Raw genomic sequence first — 15,167 nt, forward strand, 5'->3', positions numbered from 1 at the left:
TCGAAGGATAGCCATATTTTGTGCGCCTGAACGAGCCGTCGAACCCCGAGGCGCTTTTGCCCCACGTCCGCGAAGCCGTGCGACGGTTGACCGGCGCCGCGGGCTTTCGAGCCCGATTTGTTTTTGAAGTCTCCGCCATACGCCCCCGCACGCCGTAACAGAATCGAAACAATGCTGCTTTGGACTGTAGCACACGTACCGCACGCGGTCACGGGCACCTCACTTAACGGTCGTCGTCCTTCAGCAGGCGCCACAAGGTCGTACGGCTTATGCCTAGCACTTCGGCAGCGCGGGTCCTGTTACCGTGAAGGTGGCCTACGACTAGCCGTGCGATATCTCGCTCGATATCGGCCAGTGGGCGCAAGATATACAGATCGCTATCGAGCGTCGGGGCACCAAAGGTCGCGGTCTTGATAACGTCCTCCTGGGCGAGTACCTCCTCCGCCACCGCCCGCTCGGCCGTGCCCGTCCCCACTAATATATAAAGTCGCTCCGAAACCTCGCGCAGCTGTAGATAGTTACGGGGCCATCGATAGGCATCGAGTGTCTTTGCCGCCGCGGACGACAAGGCAGGTGTTGCCGTCTCAAACATATCTGCCAAATACTCCAGATAGCGCGCAACCTTTTCCGACGCGCCGCCCTGCTCGGCAATCGCCGGCGCCACACTCACTGCACAGGCCAGACGCTCGGTCACAAAGGCAGCCTGGTCGCTTTCGCCGCCGCCCGGCATATCGTTTGCCGTCAACACCACATGGCAACGCGTTGCGAGCGCCGTGTCGATCATTGCGGACACGAGCTCGCGCAGGCGCTGGGGCCCAACTGCATGCCAGCCGCCCATGCAAAGCGTCAGCCCCGTTTGGAATAGCGGCGATTCGGAACTTTTGAGCAGATGGCGCCAGCCGCGATCCGTAAGCTCATCGAGCGCAACGGACACAAAGGGCTGATCGACATAGGGTCCGTCCAGGTACAAACGTTTTGCAATCTGTTCCTGCCCCGCGCCCAGCTCGCCCTCGAGCATAAGGGGTACCCCGCGCGCGTAGCTCTCCCGTACGGGGGCAGCGACCGCTGCCGCGTCTTCGACGATGCCATACGCGCTCGACCCGTAACGAGCCTCGACTTCGTCGGCATTGAACCACTCGATGCCCGCATGCGCGGCGGCGGCGCGCACCTCATGCGCCACGACCACCCAAAGCGCCCCGTACTCCTTGGCCGTCGGGCGCACCGTCAAGCTCAACCGCATACCCTCGTGGCCCATCACCAGGCGCGCCCCATCGCCCACGCGAGCGAGACGCTTGGAAACAAAAGCGGCGACATCCTGCTCGAGCACAGCGTCACTCATAGTCGAGATTACAACGCCACCGCGCTCGTCGATTGCCAGCGCCGATGCTCCGGCTGCGGACAATGCCTCGATCAGAATCTGCAGCTTGACATCGCTGTCCATGGCTCGCCCCGTCTCCAGCCACAACCCTTATCTGTGGCTTGGCATCTCAAGTGTTTCAAAATTAAACGATAATGTTCACCAAACACTATAGGGCCTGCGGCGCCTTCTTGCGAATATATGAATTGCCCCGCATCGCCATCCTGGCGGGGCGATAAGAGCTCTTCGGGACCTATCAACCTGCGGACAAGCCATACCCGCAAGAGCTCCTATCGCTCCACCGTGAGAATGCGCTCACCAGCAACCAGTACGCAAATAAGCTACTTCTCTACCAGATTCCCAGCACGTGCTGCATTCCTAAACTCATGCACGCAATGCCAATCCAGCAGCAAAAGCCCAATGCGATGGGCTTGCCGCCCTTTTTGACCAGCTCGACGATATCGGTATTAAAACCAATAGCCGCCATGGCCATCACAATAAAGAACTTCGACAGCTCCTTGATGGGCGCCGTAATGGATGCAGGAAGCTGAAGCACCGCGGTGATTACGCTCGCCAGCACAAAGAACAGCACGAACATGGGAAACGCGCGTTTAAGCGAGAACGTGCTTTTGGCGTCGCCGCCGGCCTTGCGCGCCAGATGCATCTGCCAGCATGCGAGAACCAACGTAACGGGAATAATGGCCAGCGTCCTGGTGAGCTTGACCACTGTGGCGCTTTCGAGCACATTGGCGCCTGGATGCATACTGTCCCAGGCGCTCGCCGCAGCCGTTACCGACGAGGTGTCGTTGATGGCGGTGCCGGCAAACAGACCAAAGCCCTCGTTGGTCAGCCCGAGCATGCCGCCGAGCGTCGGAAACACGAGCGCCGCGATAACGTTAAACAGGAAGATGACCGAAATAGCCTGGGCAATCTCGCGATCGTCGGCATCGATGACGGGTGCGGTCGCGGCGATGGCAGAACCGCCGCAAATCGACGAACCCACACCCACAAGCGTCGCGATCTTGCCCGGCACGTTCATAACGCGGCAGAGCACGAAGGCGATGACAAGCGAGGTCGAGATCGTCGCCACGATAATCGGCAGCGACTGAGCGCCTTTGGACAGAATCTGCGAGAGGTTCATGCCAAAGCCAAGCAAGATTACCGCGTACTGCAAGACTTTTTTAGACGTATAGGTGACACCGGCGGCGAGCTGTTCGCGACGATTCTTGGGAAAGACGAGCGCCAGGACCATGCCAAAGAGGATGGCAAACACCGGCCCGCCGACCACCTCAACCTGTTTGCCGAGCAACGTCGCGGGGATGGCGACGATCAGGCAGAACAAGACGCCCTTCCAGCGCTCGCGTACGATATTCGCCAGTTGCATATGGGATTCCTTCTTTCTATTTCACGTTTGCGACGGCTTATGATACGGCAACATTGAGCACAGCCCTGCGCAAATACAGACTAAGATGCCGCAATAGTTCTCGGGCGACAGCCGAATTACCCACCGCGGAAAGCTGATTCGCGGCATAATTAACAGCTGATATATGAGTGTGATAGAACGGTTGTGAGGCACTATGGAAGAATCGATGCACGTCGGCGAGCAGGAAATGAGCCTACAGGATCAGTCCTACCACACCATTCGACGCAAAATCGTCTACCTGGACTACAAGCCGGGCGAAAAGCTGGGCGTCAAGCAGCTTTGCGACGACCTGGATATGGGGCGCACCCCTGTGCGCGAGGCGCTGGTGCGTCTGGCGCAAGAGGGCCTGGTGCGCACCGTGCCCCAAAGCGGCACCTATGTCTCGCCCATCAACCTCACTCTTGCCGAGAGCGCCTGCTACATTCGCGAGCACCTGGAAAAGCAGGTGATTGTGGAGTGCTGCGCCCGTGCCACCTCGGCAGGCATCGAGCAGCTCGACCGAGCCATCGCGCTGCAGGAAAAGACCATGGCCGAGGAGGATCGCATCGGCTTCTTTTTAAGCGACAACCTCATGCACCGCATGATCTTTAGCATCGCGTGCCGCAGCACCGTATGGTCGTGGCTCGAAGAGACCAATGCCGACCTGGAGCGCTTCCGCTGGCTGCGCGCCGCCACGCAAACGCTCGACAATCAGGAGATTGTTAACGAGCACAAGCAAATCCGCCGCGCCATCGCCGGCCGCGACCCCATCGAGGCGAGCTTTTTGGTCAGCAAGCACCTGCATATGATGTTCCGCAACCAGACCGAGGTCCTGGACCAATATCCCAAGTACTTCGAGACCAGCAAGCTCCGCTAACCTGCCAAAACCACCACAAAGGGGACAGGCACCTTTGTGGTGGTTTTTCCGCACAGCTAAGGCCCGGCTCCGTCTGATGACGCGGAGCCGGGCCTTAGTTGTTAGGATGACGGAACCAACTACTCGACAGTAACGCTTTTTGCCAGGTTTCGGGGCTGGTCGACGTCGCAGCCGCGCAGGATGGCAACCTCGCGGGCGAGCAGCTGCAGCGGGACACTCGCCGTGATGGGGCTGAACACGTCGCGGACGGCCGGCACGCGAATGATGCAGTCGGCGATCTTGTTGATCTCCTCGTCACCCTCGGTGGCAACGACGATGACCTTGGCACCGCGCGCCTTGCACTCCATAAGGTTCGACACGGTCTTGTCGTAGGTAGCGCTCTTGGTGGCCACGGCGATGACGGGGAAGCCCGGATCGATCAGCGCGATGGGGCCATGCTTCATCTCGCCGGCAGCATACGCCTCGGCGTGCAGGTAGCTGACCTCCTTGAGCTTGAGCGCGCCCTCGTAGGAAATAGCGGCACCCATGCCACGGCCCACGAACAGTGCGGACTGCGCGTCCTTGCACAGCAGGGCGGCCTCATGCACGGCCTCGGTCTGCGTATCCAAAATCCACTGGATCTGCTCGGCCGTATCGGAAAGCTCGCGGAACATCATGCGCGTCTGCTTAGTGGTCAGACGGTACTTAACCTGCGCCAGCAGCAGAGCCAGCAGCGTCAGGCTCACAACCTGGCCGATGAAGCTCTTGGTCGAGGCGACCGCGATCTCCTTGTTGGCCTTGGTATAGATGACGCCGTCGCTCTCACGCGCCACGGGGCTGCCCACCACGTTGGTGATGCCAAAGACCTTGGCGCCCTTGATACGCGCGTCGCGAATGGCGGCGAGGGTGTCGGCCGTCTCGCCCGACTGGGACACGGCAACGACGAGCGTCGTCGGCGTGATGATGGGGTTGCGATAGCGGAACTCGCTGGCAGCCTCAACCTCGGTGGGAATGCGAGCCCAGCCCTCAATAAGGTTCTTTGCGATGAGTCCTGCGTGATAGCTGGTGCCGCAGGCGATCACGTAGACACGGTCGATGTCGTTGAGCTCCTCGAGGGACAGGCCCAGCTCATCGATATCGAGCTCGCCGGCAGGCGTCATACGGCCAACCAGCGTGTCGCGCACGACGCGCGGCTGCTCGTGAATCTCCTTGAGCATAAAGTCGGGATAGCCGCCCTTTTCGGCCATGTCCAGATCCCAATCGATGTGGGTGACCTTGGGCTCGATGACATTGCCGGCCTCGTCGGTGTACTCGACGCCCGCAGGCGTAAGCTTGGCAAACTGACCGTCCTCGAGCACCACGACATCGCGGGTGGCGTCGATGAGCGCGATGACGTCGGAAGCAACGTAGGAGCCGGTCTCGCCCACGCCGACCACAATCGGGGAGTCCTTGCGGGCAACGGCGATCACGCCAGGCTCGTCGGCGCACACGGCGGCCAAGCCATAGGCGCCTACCACGTGGGTGCAAGCCTCGCGCACGGAGGCCATCAGGTCGTGCGTCTCGGCATAGGCCTCTTCGATCAGATGCGCGAAGACCTCCGTATCGGTCTCGCTCTTAAAGTGATGGCCGCGGCCCTCCAGCTCCTCGCGCAGTTCGGCGAAGTTCTCGATAATGCCGTTGTGGACGATGGCGATGCGACCGTCGCAGCTGGTGTGGGGATGAGCGTTAACGACGGAAGGCTTGCCGTGAGTGGCCCAACGGGTGTGACCGATACCGCAGGTTGCGTCGCTATCGATATTGGAAAGCTCGCTCTCCAGACCCGCGACCTTACCCACGCGGCGGATAACGTCGAGGTGCGCCGCGGCGCCCTCGCCCACCTCGAGCGCGACGCCCGAGGAGTCATAGCCGCGATACTCCATGCGCTTAAGGCCTGTGACCAGAATGTTCTTTGCAATATCAGAGCCGGTGTAGCCGACAATTCCGCACATAGGATAAATCCCTTCGCTCGCGTGACTGCAAGACGTCCACGCACAGGGGGCGCTGAGACGTATAACGTTCGAGCATTGTACTCACGCAAGCGCAAGCTGATATACCAGAAGTGGTATCTCAACTTAGATACCACTCGATGCACACATGCCCAAACCACCACGATGGGTACAGGCGCCTTTGTGGTGGCCTGGGCTCCAGCGTTTGCCCAGATAAAACCTGCCAAAGTAAACCTGTCCCTAATTGGCAGGTTTTGACACCTCAGAGGCGGGCGATGCTACAATCTGGCTTGTACTTGAAACGCATCAAAGGGGCCGCTATGGCAAAGGTTAAAATCAGCGACGTCGCGCGCGAGGCCGGGGTTTCGTTGGGCACGGTTTCCAACGCGCTCAACCATCCCGAAAAGCTGCGCCCCGAGACCCTCAAGCTCATTAACGAGACCATCAATCGCCTTGGCTACCTGCCCAACCAAAGCGCCCGTCAGCTCGCGGGCGGCGCCACCAAGTCCTTTGGCTTGGTGCTCCCCCGTCTCGACCACGGTTTTTCGCTCCAAATTGCCAGCGGCGCCCATAACGAGGCCCGCAAGCACGGTTACGACCTGCTCATCGCCAACGCCGATAACGACGATATTCTCCAGGACCATTACCTGCGCTACTTTATGGGCACGCAAATGTCCGGCGTCATGGTTCAGCCCATGGCATCCCCCGACTGGCACCCCGCTATGACCAAGATGCCCGTGCCGATTGTCCACCTGGACATCCATTGCTCCGCGCCCGGTTACTACGTGGCAGTCGACAACGAGGCACAAGGCCGCATCATCGCCGAGCTCGCCATCGCCCGCGGCGCGCGCCATATCACCGTTGTGGGCAGAGCGGCATTCATGCAGCTCACCCTGCGCGTACTTGGCATTCACAAGGCCCTCGCCCTGCATCCCGATATCAAAATTGAAGTCATTGACGCCGGAGAGTGGAATACCGCAGCCGACGGCTACAGCATTGGCGCTCAGATCGCCGGGCGCCCCGCCAACGAGCGTCCCGATTTTGTCGTCGGCCTGACCGACGTGTTGGCCTCGGGCGTTATCTCGGCATTGGTCGACAAAGGCATCTCCGTCCCCGAGCAGGTTCGCGCGGCCGGATGCGACGGCAACCCGCTCGCTTGGAGCGGATCGGTCCCGCTCACAACGGTAGCGCCCCCGGGCTACGAGATTGGCCGCAAGGGTGTCCAACTGCTCATGGAGCAAATCGAGAACAAGGTCCCGACAAAGACCAAGCATATCCGCGTCGGCTCTGCAGCGCGCACCGTCACCGCAGTCACGGCCGCCGAGGATATCAACCGCCAAGAACTGGTACGTCCATTCCTACTGGAGCGCGCCAGCACCCAGGCAAGCACCCAGACCGACGCTACGGCCATCAACCTCGGCGCGTATCTATAGCACGTCGGCCAGTATGCCAAAACTCCGCCTAAGCAAAAGAGGCCCGACCATTGCCGGACCTCTTTTGCTTAAATGCAAAGACGGCCGATCGCGCGCTTCAACGCCGCAATTGTCTAGCGTACGGCCTTGACCGCCGCCGCCAGATCGAACAACGTGTCGAGCACGGCCTCGCAGCCATCCACCACAACCTGCGGCAGCGGCACGATATCGGGGACGGCAAAGACATGGCAGCCGGCCGTGATGCCCGAGACGCAGCCGTTGCGCGAATCCTCGACCACGGCGCATTCCTCGGGGGCAAAGCCCGCGCGCTCGCAGGCGAGCAGATACATCTCGGGGTCGGGCTTGCCGTGCACGACGTCCTCGCCACAGGTCACCGTTTCAAACTTGTCAAAGAGGCCGACCATCTTAAGGTTGCGTTCAGCCGTAGCGAGGCGCGACGACGTCGCAAGGCCCACGTGATAGCCCGCAGCCAGCAGCTCGTCTATGCACTCGGCGGCGCCGGCCTTAAGCTCCAGTTCGGTCTTGACCATCTCGTCGCGAATCTCCTTGTGGCGGGCATAGACCGCCTCGGTGGTTTCGTGGCTGCCATAATGCTTATCGAGGATGTCCATGACATCGGGCAGCGTGCGGCCGATAAACTGATGGATCAGCGCTTCATCAATCGCGACCCCCAGCTCGGCAGCGCCCGCCTTCCATGCCTTGATGCCCAAACGCTCGGTATCGACCAGCGTTCCGTCCATGTCAAAAATAACAGCCTTGATCATATCGGTCCCCTCACCGGATTGCGTTACTGACACTCTACCGCACTTTACAAACTTGTATATAACGTATATAGCATATTGTGCCTTCATTACATAGATAGAAGTCTTATGACAAGCAGCCCGATAGGATTATAGTTTTCGACCGAGCACATATTGGTAAGGAACGTTTCATGCTTTCAGACACCACCGCACCTGCAGAGGAGCTTCAGGACAAACTCGCAGCACTCGAACAGCTGCTTTTGGCATACGGACGCGTCGCCATCGGCTTTTCCGGCGGCGTCGACAGCAGCTTTTTGGCCGCGGTCTGCGCCCGCATCATGCCTGCTAGCACGCTTCTCGTCCACCTCACCACGCCGCTCATCGGCACGCCCGAACAGGCTTCGTTTGAGCGATCCGTTGACGGGCAAGCCAATGAGGAGCCACATTTTAAGCTCCCTGTGCTCAATCTTTCGGTCGATCAGTTGCAGCTCCCCCAAGTAGCCTGCAACGACGCCAATCGCTGCTACCACTGTAAGCACGCCGGCTTTACCGCTATCGTCAACCACGCCAAGTCGCTCGGCTTTCCCACCGTCATCGACGGCAGCAATGCAAGCGATCGCGGTGACTACCGCCCTGGCATGCGAGCGGCAGAAGAACTCGGCGTACGCTCCCCTCTTATGGAGGTCGGCTTTACCAAGGACGAGGAGCGCGAGCTGCTGCGCGCATGGGGCTATCCCGTTTGGAACCTGCCGGCGGGAGCCTGTCTTGCCACGCGCGTCCCCACGGGCGAGGAGCTTACGCGCGAGAAGGTCGATTTAATCCGCGCCTGCGAGGATTACCTGCACGAACTTGGTCTGGCGCAGGTTCGCGCGCGCTTGGTCGGCGGCTGCATGCACATCGAGGCCGCCCCCGCAGATGTCGCCAAGATTGCCGCCCTCAGCGGTGCTACCGTCGACGGCGAGGGCAAGACCCCGTTGCCCGCCGCCATCGAATCCGCGCTGCGAGAACTAGGCTGCGCCCACATCTCCCCCGAGGTCACCTCCTACATCCACGGCAACATGAACCTGTAGGTTGCGCCGTTTTACAAACGGCGCAACTGCCCGGCGCTGCGCAGGCTTCGGGCACGGCAATCTGACGTTCAACTTCACGGGCGCGACCAAAAGGTCAGCACCCGCTTGTTTCACGTCACCTTACCGCACCCGAAGCCCGCTCGCTCGCATATGCTCAACCTGGACTGCGTTAACTGACCCGCCAAAAAGGGACAGGTTTGTTTTGGCAGGTATTATCTGGGGAAACGCCGAATAGCTTTATATACACAACCGCCGCAGCTCCATATGAGGTAAATGAATCCGTAGCGTTTGTCCCAAATCTTAAGTATTTGTTCGACAGAACGGCCCCTGCCGGCTCCTGCTAGACTGGTAGACTCCCAACCGTCCATCCAGGAGCCTCAATGTCGCGTAAGCCCGCCTACAAGCAAGTACTTTCCATCGGCACCGCCGTAGTGCTGGGGTTTGCGCTGTTCACAGGGTCGCTCGACGGAGCGCCCAAGCTGTTGTCGCCGCAAAGCGATGAGCAGGCAACGGCTCTGGCCGAAAAACAAAACGAGAGTCCCATCCGTACTGACGACGAGGCGGACTTGGTCGCTCGGCTCGAATCGGGAACGGCAAGCTCCTCGGACTCTCAAAATAGGCAAGACGCCGGCGATGGCTCTAAATCCGCCGCAACCGACCCCGGTGACGCTGTCTCCGCGGATAGTGCCGCCACCCCCATCGACGAAGTCGAAAACCCCGACCTCAACCGCGCCCGCGGTGTTTATCTCAGCAGCATTCCCGACTACGCCGGCAACCCCTACGTTGCCCTTCGCGCCGACAGCACGCACCCGTTGGGCATGCCGTCGTTCACGCTCGACGAGTACGAGCGTGCCACCGAAGAGGGCTGCTTTAAGAAATTCTCCAAACTCGACAGCCTGGGCCGCACCCGCAAAGCGCTCGCCTGTGTGGGCCCGAATCACTCGGTCAAGGCGAGCGCGGCGATATCTCGCGTATCCATCCCGCTGGATGGCGCCAGCAGCGCTACGACTTTATTCCGGGCCAGAGCCTCTACAACCGCTGCCACCTTATCGCCTGGTCGCTCTGCGGCGAAAACGCCAACCGCAAAAATCTCCTCACCGGCACGCGCTATCTCAACGAAACGGGAATGCTGCCGTTTGAAGAGCAGATTCTCGGCTACATCCGCGATACGGGCAACCATGTGCTCTACCGCGTCACGCCCATGTATAACGAAGAGGAGCTTGTCTGCCGCGGCGTGCGCCTTGAGGCGCAATCGGTCGAGGACCACGGCAAGACCCTCTGCTTCCACGTGTACTGCTACAACCTGCAGCCGCACGTGCAGATCGACTACGCCACCGGCCGCAACCAGGCATCCGGAGACTAGCTTCGACCGCGCCGCCCGTAACCTAAAAATGATCCGTTTTCCTCCGTCGCATACGGATCAAATAAGGCCGCCCCGGTTACCCAGGGCGGCCTTTTCGTCAGCACCTACATTGCAGGCAAAACTACATGCTACTTGGCGCGCCCCTCCTCATAGCGCTCGACCAGCTTGGCCTGAACGTCATAGGGAACCTGCTCATAGCCAGCGGGCTTCATGGTAAAGTCACCCGTGCCGCGCGTGATAGAGCGCAGACGCGTCGAATAATCCGTCAGCTCGGCCAGCGGCGCCTGGGCAATAACCACGGTGTCTCCGCGCTCATCGGTCTCCATGCCCGTCACGCGACCGCGCGATGCCGAGATGTCGCCCATCACGGCGCCGGCGTAGCTCTCGGGGATAGTCACCGTGATTTCCTCGATGGGCTCCAGCACCACCGGGTCGGCATCGGCGCATGCCTTGCGCAGGCCGATGCGAGCCGCCGCACGAAACGCCATCTCGTTGGAGTCGACGCTGTGATACGAACCGTCGTACACCGCCACACGAATGCCCGTAAGCGGGTAGCCGGCAATGATGCCGTCCTTCATGGTCTCCTGGACGCCCTTGTCCACGGCGGGGATGAGCGAGCGCGGGATGCGGCCACCCACGACCTCGTCAACAAACTCATAGCCGTCGCTCGTGCCGTCGGGCCCAATGAGCGGCTCCACACGCAGCCAGCAGTCGCCGTACTGACCGGCGCCGCCGGTCTGCTTCTTGTGGCGACCCTGGGCGCTTGCCGTGCGGCGGATGGTTTCGCGATACGGAATGCGGATCGGCACACTCTTGGCCGCGACCTTGGTGCGGTCCTCAAGGCGATTGAGCAGGACCGAAACCTGTGCCTCGCCCACCGCCGAAATGATGGTCTGGCCGGTCTCCTCGTCGCGGTCGATGCTCATGGTCGGATCGGCCTTGCAGGCTTTCTCGATAAACGTATAGAGCTTCTCCTCGTCGCCACGATTCTCGGCCTCAATAGCGATGCGGTACTGCGAGTTGGGGAACTTAAACGCCGCCGCCTCGACCTTGCCGGTAATCGAGAGCGTATCGCCCGTCTCGGCCGCCAGCTTGGGCGCCACGATAATGTCGCCGGCATAGGCGTGACCGACCTCGGTCATGTCGCGGCCGCACATCACATACAGGTGAGCCAGACGGTCGCTCTTGCGCGTGCGCGCATTGATCAGCTCAAGGCCCGGCTCAAGCGTACCCGTCAGTACCTTGATAAAGCTGATGCGACCCTGCTGCGGGTCGGCCAGCGTCTTAAACACAAAGGCCACCGGGCGGTCATCGTCACTCGAGATCTTGAGCGAGTCGCCGTCGATGAGCGGCATCTCGCCGTAGTCAGTCGGCGCCGGGAAGTACGTGGCGATGTCGTCCATCAGCGAGTTGACGCCCTGCTCCTTAATGCAATCGCCCGCAAAGACCGGCACAAAGATGCGCTCGGCGATCGCTTTCGACAGCAGGCCTTCGAGCTCCTCCTGCGTCAGCGTCTCTTCGCCTTCCAAGTACTTCATCATCAGCTCATCGTCGGCCTCGGCCACCAACTCGCACAGATGGTCATGGGCCTCCTCAGCCTGGGCACGATACTCCTCGGGGATCTCCGACTCAACGGCTTCGGTGCCGTTGCAATGGCGCGCCTTCATACGCACCAGGTCGATAATGCCGTCAAAGTCCTCGCCCTCGCCCCAGGGGAGGGTCACGGCGCCTAGGCGCGTGCCAAAGCGCTCCTGCAGCAGGTCCATCGTGGTCGCAAAGCTGGCCTCGGAGCGCGACAAGCGGTTTACGAACACCGCACGCGCCAGGCGCAGGTCCTCGGCGGCATACCAAAGCTTAACCGTCGTCGGCTGCGGGCCGGCCTCGGCGTCGACCACAAACAGCGCCGTCTCGCAGACGCTCATCGCGGCAAAGGCGTCGCCGATAAAATCGGGGTAGCACGGGGCATCGAGCACGTTGATGCGGGCGCCCTTCCAATCGATCGGCGCGATGGTCGTCGAGATGGAGAATGAACGCTTGACCTCTTCGGGGTCATAGTCGAGCGTGGGCTTGGTGCCGTCGTGGCCACCCAGGCGGGCGGTCTTACCGGAAAGGTGGAGCATGGCCTCGGCGAGTGAAGTCTTGCCCACCCCGCCTTGGCCTACGAGCACCACGTTCCTTACGTTGCCGGTCTTGGGAGCACCCATGATGACCTCCTTGCAGGGTCGCGCGCGATGCGCGACGCCAACGGGGAGAGTTCGCGGTCGATGCCGTCCCGGGAGCAGCATGGTCGGCAGCCGAGCCGACTCACCCTCCAAATGTCCTATGCCACCACCCTACCCTCACAGGCGACTGTCCATGCAGACCTTTCGGCACGCGTATGGATACGGGCGGCGAGAGGAGGGCGCGAGCTTGCGAGGCGATTATTGAACCCCGCGGATGCAAACAAAAAACCGCCGCAGGCCGTAAGACCTGCGGCGGTTTCGCCTCAATAAACAGTTGAGTAAATAGCTGAGCCTATCCCTCGATACGGCTCAGGAACTCGCGCGTACGCTGCTCGCGCGGATGGTCGATGACCTGCTCGGCCGGACCCTCCTCGACAATACGACCGCCATCCATAAAGACCACGCGGTCGGCAACATCGCGCGCAAACTGCATCGCGTGCGTCACGATTACCATCGTCATATTCTGCGCAGCCAGATCCTTGATGACGCGCAGCACCTCGGCCGTCAGCTCTGGATCGAGCGCCGAGGTCGGCTCATCAAAGAACAAGATTTCCGGGTCGAGCGCCAAGGCACGGGCAATACTCACGCGCTGCTGCTGGCCGCCCGAAAGCTCACAGGGCACCTTGTTCTCGTTGCCCGTCAGCCCCATCTGTGCAATAAGCTCGTGTGCGCGGGCCTCCGCCTGCTCGCGCGGGCGCTTAAGCACGCGGATCGGTGCATCGGTGATGTTTTTCATCACGGTATAGTGCGGGAACAGATTGTAGTTCTGAAACACCAGACCAAACCGCGAGCGCGCCTGTTTAGGCACATCGCCCTTTGCGTACACCGCGCCCGAACCCGCATCCGTCGCGACGGCAAGGTCGCCAAACGAGAGCGAGCCACCGTCGAGCGTCTCGAGCAGCGTGGCGCAGCGCAGCAGCGTGGACTTACCGCCGCCCGAAGGCCCGATAATCGCCACGACCTCGCCACGCTTGACCTCGAGCGAGATATCCTTGAGTACCTCATTGCCGCCAAACGCCTTACGCGCGTTCGATATATTCATTACCGTTCCGGACACGGGAACCTCCATGTGTTTGAAAAGCACGACGGAACAGGCTAGTCGTGGTAGTAGTCAAGTCGCTTCTCGGCGGCGCCCAGCAGCATCTCGACGACGAAGTTAAAGACCCAGTAGATCAGCGCCGCGATTGCAAACGGCACCATGCTCACCTGCGAGGCAACCAGCGCCTTGGCGGTCGAGAACATCTCACCCACGCCGATGGCGAACGCCAGCGACGTGTCCTTGACCAGTGTGATGATCTCGTTGCCCATCGCCGGCAAAATGCGCTTAGCGACCTGCGGCATCACGATATACAGAAACGTCTGTATGCGCGAGTAACCCAACACCTCGGCAGCCTCGTATTGACCGCGCGGAATGGACTGCAGGCCCGAGCGATAGATCTCGGCAAAGTAGCCGGCGTAGTTGATGATGAATGCCACGACGCACGCCGTCCACTTGGAATCGGGCGTGAGCGAAATGCCAAACACGTAGTACGGGGCAAAGTAGATGGCAAACATCTGCAGCATGAGCGGCGTACCGCGCATGACCGAAATGTAGATGCGCGCAATCCAGCGGAGCGGCGCAATTTTGCTCATGCGCATAAACGCCACGGGGATTCCCAGCGGAATCGACCCGAGCAGCGTCAGTACAAACAGCTGCAAACTGACCAAGAATCCCTGGCCAAGCATCTGCATCATGACCTGAATAGACATTACTTGAGCACCCAATTATCGAAAGACAGACCGTAATCTGCATATTTATCGCAGAGGTCCTTGACCGTGCCATCCTCGTAGAGTGCCTTGAGCGATTCGGTCACGGCATCGGCGGACTTGGTGTCGCCCTTCTTAAAGCCGACGGCATAGTGCTCGCTGGACAGCGGCTTGTCGAGCTGCGTATAGGCATCGGGCTTGGCGGCAAGCTGATACTGAGCGATCGAGAGGTCACAGGCAACGGCATCGACTGCACCACTCTCGAGCTGCATAAAGGCCGTGTTGTACTCACCGATGGTATCGAGCGTGGCAAACGTCGCCGCCAAATCCTTCTGGTCGCCCTCGAGCACATCCTGTGCGGCGGAATCGGTCTGGGTAATCACGGTCTTGCCGGCAAGATCGTCCCAGCTCTTGATACCCGCGTCTTTCTTGACCACGAGCACCTGCTCGTTGAGCATGTAAGGCTCGGAGAACGTGTAGTCGTCCTCGCGGCCCTCCATGGTAAAGCCGTTCCAGATGCAGTTGATGGCACCCGAGTTGAGCAGCGTGTCCTTGGCATCCCAGTCGATAGCCTCATACTCAACATCCCAACCCTGCTTGTCGGCAACGGCCTTGGCAAGGTCGAGGTCAAAGCCGGTGTACTCGCCATCGTCGCCTACAAAGCCATACGGAGGATAGGACTTGTCAAAGCCCACGATGAGCTTCTTGGACTCCGCAGCGCCCTTCACGTCCTTGGCTGCGGTAGATCCGGCAGCAGAGCCCTTATCGGCACCACCGCCGCAGCCTACCAGGCCGAGGCCAAGCACCGTGGCAAGCGAACCGGCTAGACCAACAAACTGACGACGAGACATATCGGCATTCATGGTATCCCCCTTGATGGCACTTTAGTTAGGTAAAGTGGGTCATATAACGTTCAGAATCATACACTTTAGTGAGATGGAGTACAAGGGAGAGCTTGCCCGGCGTGGGCGGGGAGCGGCGCGTAATTAAGTT

Annotated in this window: 12 protein-coding genes; 4 read left to right on the plus strand and 8 right to left on the minus strand. The window is 60.5% G+C overall.

Annotated elements, in window-relative coordinates; genetic code table 11:
- Positions 1-223: 223 nt before the first annotated feature.
- Both AB5Z20_RS08520 and AB5Z20_RS08525 read right to left on the minus strand, forming a co-directional pair.
- Positions 224-1,441, minus strand: a complete 1,218-nt coding sequence (locus AB5Z20_RS08520; protein WP_368156952.1) for a helix-turn-helix domain-containing protein — start codon at positions 1,439-1,441, stop codon at positions 224-226.
- A 265-nt stretch (positions 1,442-1,706) separates the two neighbouring features.
- Positions 1,707-2,741, minus strand: a complete 1,035-nt coding sequence (locus AB5Z20_RS08525) for a YeiH family protein (protein ID WP_368156953.1) — start codon at positions 2,739-2,741, stop codon at positions 1,707-1,709.
- A 193-nt stretch (positions 2,742-2,934) separates the two neighbouring features.
- On the opposite strand from AB5Z20_RS08525, the gene AB5Z20_RS08530 reads away from it, so the two are divergent.
- Positions 2,935-3,636: a GntR family transcriptional regulator gene (locus tag AB5Z20_RS08530; protein WP_368156954.1), complete on the plus strand. Its 702-nt coding sequence runs from the start codon at positions 2,935-2,937 to the stop codon at positions 3,634-3,636.
- Positions 3,637-3,755: 119 nt separating this feature from the next.
- Here the strand turns inward: AB5Z20_RS08530 and glmS are convergent, their stop codons facing one another.
- Positions 3,756-5,603, minus strand: coding sequence for a glutamine--fructose-6-phosphate transaminase (isomerizing) (gene glmS, locus AB5Z20_RS08535; RefSeq protein ID WP_368156955.1), 1,848 nt, complete (start codon positions 5,601-5,603; stop codon positions 3,756-3,758).
- A 317-nt stretch (positions 5,604-5,920) separates the two neighbouring features.
- On the opposite strand from glmS, the gene AB5Z20_RS08540 reads away from it, so the two are divergent.
- A complete protein-coding gene (locus tag AB5Z20_RS08540) occupies positions 5,921-7,033 on the plus strand; it encodes a LacI family DNA-binding transcriptional regulator (protein WP_368156956.1) in 1,113 nt (370 codons plus the stop codon).
- Between the two features lie 113 nt (positions 7,034-7,146).
- Here the strand turns inward: AB5Z20_RS08540 and AB5Z20_RS08545 are convergent, their stop codons facing one another.
- The gene (locus AB5Z20_RS08545; RefSeq protein WP_368156957.1) at positions 7,147-7,797 is read right to left on the minus strand and encodes an HAD family hydrolase; all 651 of its coding nucleotides are present in this window, start codon (positions 7,795-7,797) and stop codon (positions 7,147-7,149) included.
- Between the two features lie 167 nt (positions 7,798-7,964).
- Between AB5Z20_RS08545 and AB5Z20_RS08550 the strand changes: the two genes are divergently transcribed.
- The gene (locus AB5Z20_RS08550) at positions 7,965-8,843 is read left to right on the plus strand and encodes a hypothetical protein (RefSeq protein WP_368156958.1); all 879 of its coding nucleotides are present in this window, start codon (positions 7,965-7,967) and stop codon (positions 8,841-8,843) included.
- Positions 8,844-9,816: 973 nt separating this feature from the next.
- Complete coding sequence (locus AB5Z20_RS08555) at positions 9,817-10,206, plus strand: DNA/RNA non-specific endonuclease (protein ID WP_438861073.1); 390 nt, start codon at positions 9,817-9,819, stop codon at positions 10,204-10,206.
- 128 nt (positions 10,207-10,334) lie between these two features.
- Here the strand turns inward: AB5Z20_RS08555 and AB5Z20_RS08560 are convergent, their stop codons facing one another.
- From AB5Z20_RS08560 to AB5Z20_RS08575, 4 genes are all read right to left on the minus strand, one after another.
- A complete protein-coding gene (locus AB5Z20_RS08560) occupies positions 10,335-12,410 on the minus strand; it encodes an elongation factor G (protein ID WP_368156959.1) in 2,076 nt (691 codons plus the stop codon).
- 310 nt (positions 12,411-12,720) lie between these two features.
- The gene (locus tag AB5Z20_RS08565; protein ID WP_343007635.1) at positions 12,721-13,485 is read right to left on the minus strand and encodes an amino acid ABC transporter ATP-binding protein; all 765 of its coding nucleotides are present in this window, start codon (positions 13,483-13,485) and stop codon (positions 12,721-12,723) included.
- Positions 13,486-13,523: 38 nt separating this feature from the next.
- Positions 13,524-14,177 carry an amino acid ABC transporter permease gene (locus tag AB5Z20_RS08570; RefSeq protein WP_368156960.1) on the minus strand — a complete coding sequence of 218 codons (654 nt, stop codon included), beginning with the start codon at positions 14,175-14,177 and terminating at the stop codon, positions 13,524-13,526.
- The gene (locus tag AB5Z20_RS08575; protein ID WP_368156961.1) at positions 14,177-15,037 is read right to left on the minus strand and encodes a transporter substrate-binding domain-containing protein; all 861 of its coding nucleotides are present in this window, start codon (positions 15,035-15,037) and stop codon (positions 14,177-14,179) included. Before AB5Z20_RS08575 ends, AB5Z20_RS08570 begins: the two co-directional genes overlap by 1 nt.
- Positions 15,038-15,167 lie beyond the last annotated feature (130 nt).

Origin of the sequence: Collinsella aerofaciens, from assembly GCF_040910245.1 — a bacterium.
GTDB lineage: Bacteria > Actinomycetota > Coriobacteriia > Coriobacteriales > Coriobacteriaceae > Collinsella.

Coding starts and splice junctions, on each gene's coding strand:
- AB5Z20_RS08520 (WP_368156952.1), bottom strand. CDS start 1,441: ATGGACAGCGATGTCAAGCTGCAGATTCTGATCGAGGCATTGTCCGCA.
- AB5Z20_RS08525 (WP_368156953.1), bottom strand. CDS start 2,741: ATGCAACTGGCGAATATCGTACGCGAGCGCTGGAAGGGCGTCTTGTTC.
- AB5Z20_RS08530 (WP_368156954.1), top strand. CDS start 2,935: ATGGAAGAATCGATGCACGTCGGCGAGCAGGAAATGAGCCTACAGGAT.
- glmS (WP_368156955.1), bottom strand. CDS start 5,603: ATGTGCGGAATTGTCGGCTACACCGGCTCTGATATTGCAAAGAACATT.
- AB5Z20_RS08540 (WP_368156956.1), top strand. CDS start 5,921: ATGGCAAAGGTTAAAATCAGCGACGTCGCGCGCGAGGCCGGGGTTTCG.
- AB5Z20_RS08545 (WP_368156957.1), bottom strand. CDS start 7,797: ATGATCAAGGCTGTTATTTTTGACATGGACGGAACGCTGGTCGATACC.
- AB5Z20_RS08550 (WP_368156958.1), top strand. CDS start 7,965: ATGCTTTCAGACACCACCGCACCTGCAGAGGAGCTTCAGGACAAACTC.
- AB5Z20_RS08560 (WP_368156959.1), bottom strand. CDS start 12,410: ATGGGTGCTCCCAAGACCGGCAACGTAAGGAACGTGGTGCTCGTAGGC.
- AB5Z20_RS08570 (WP_368156960.1), bottom strand. CDS start 14,177: ATGTCTATTCAGGTCATGATGCAGATGCTTGGCCAGGGATTCTTGGTC.
- AB5Z20_RS08575 (WP_368156961.1), bottom strand. CDS start 15,037: ATGAATGCCGATATGTCTCGTCGTCAGTTTGTTGGTCTAGCCGGTTCG.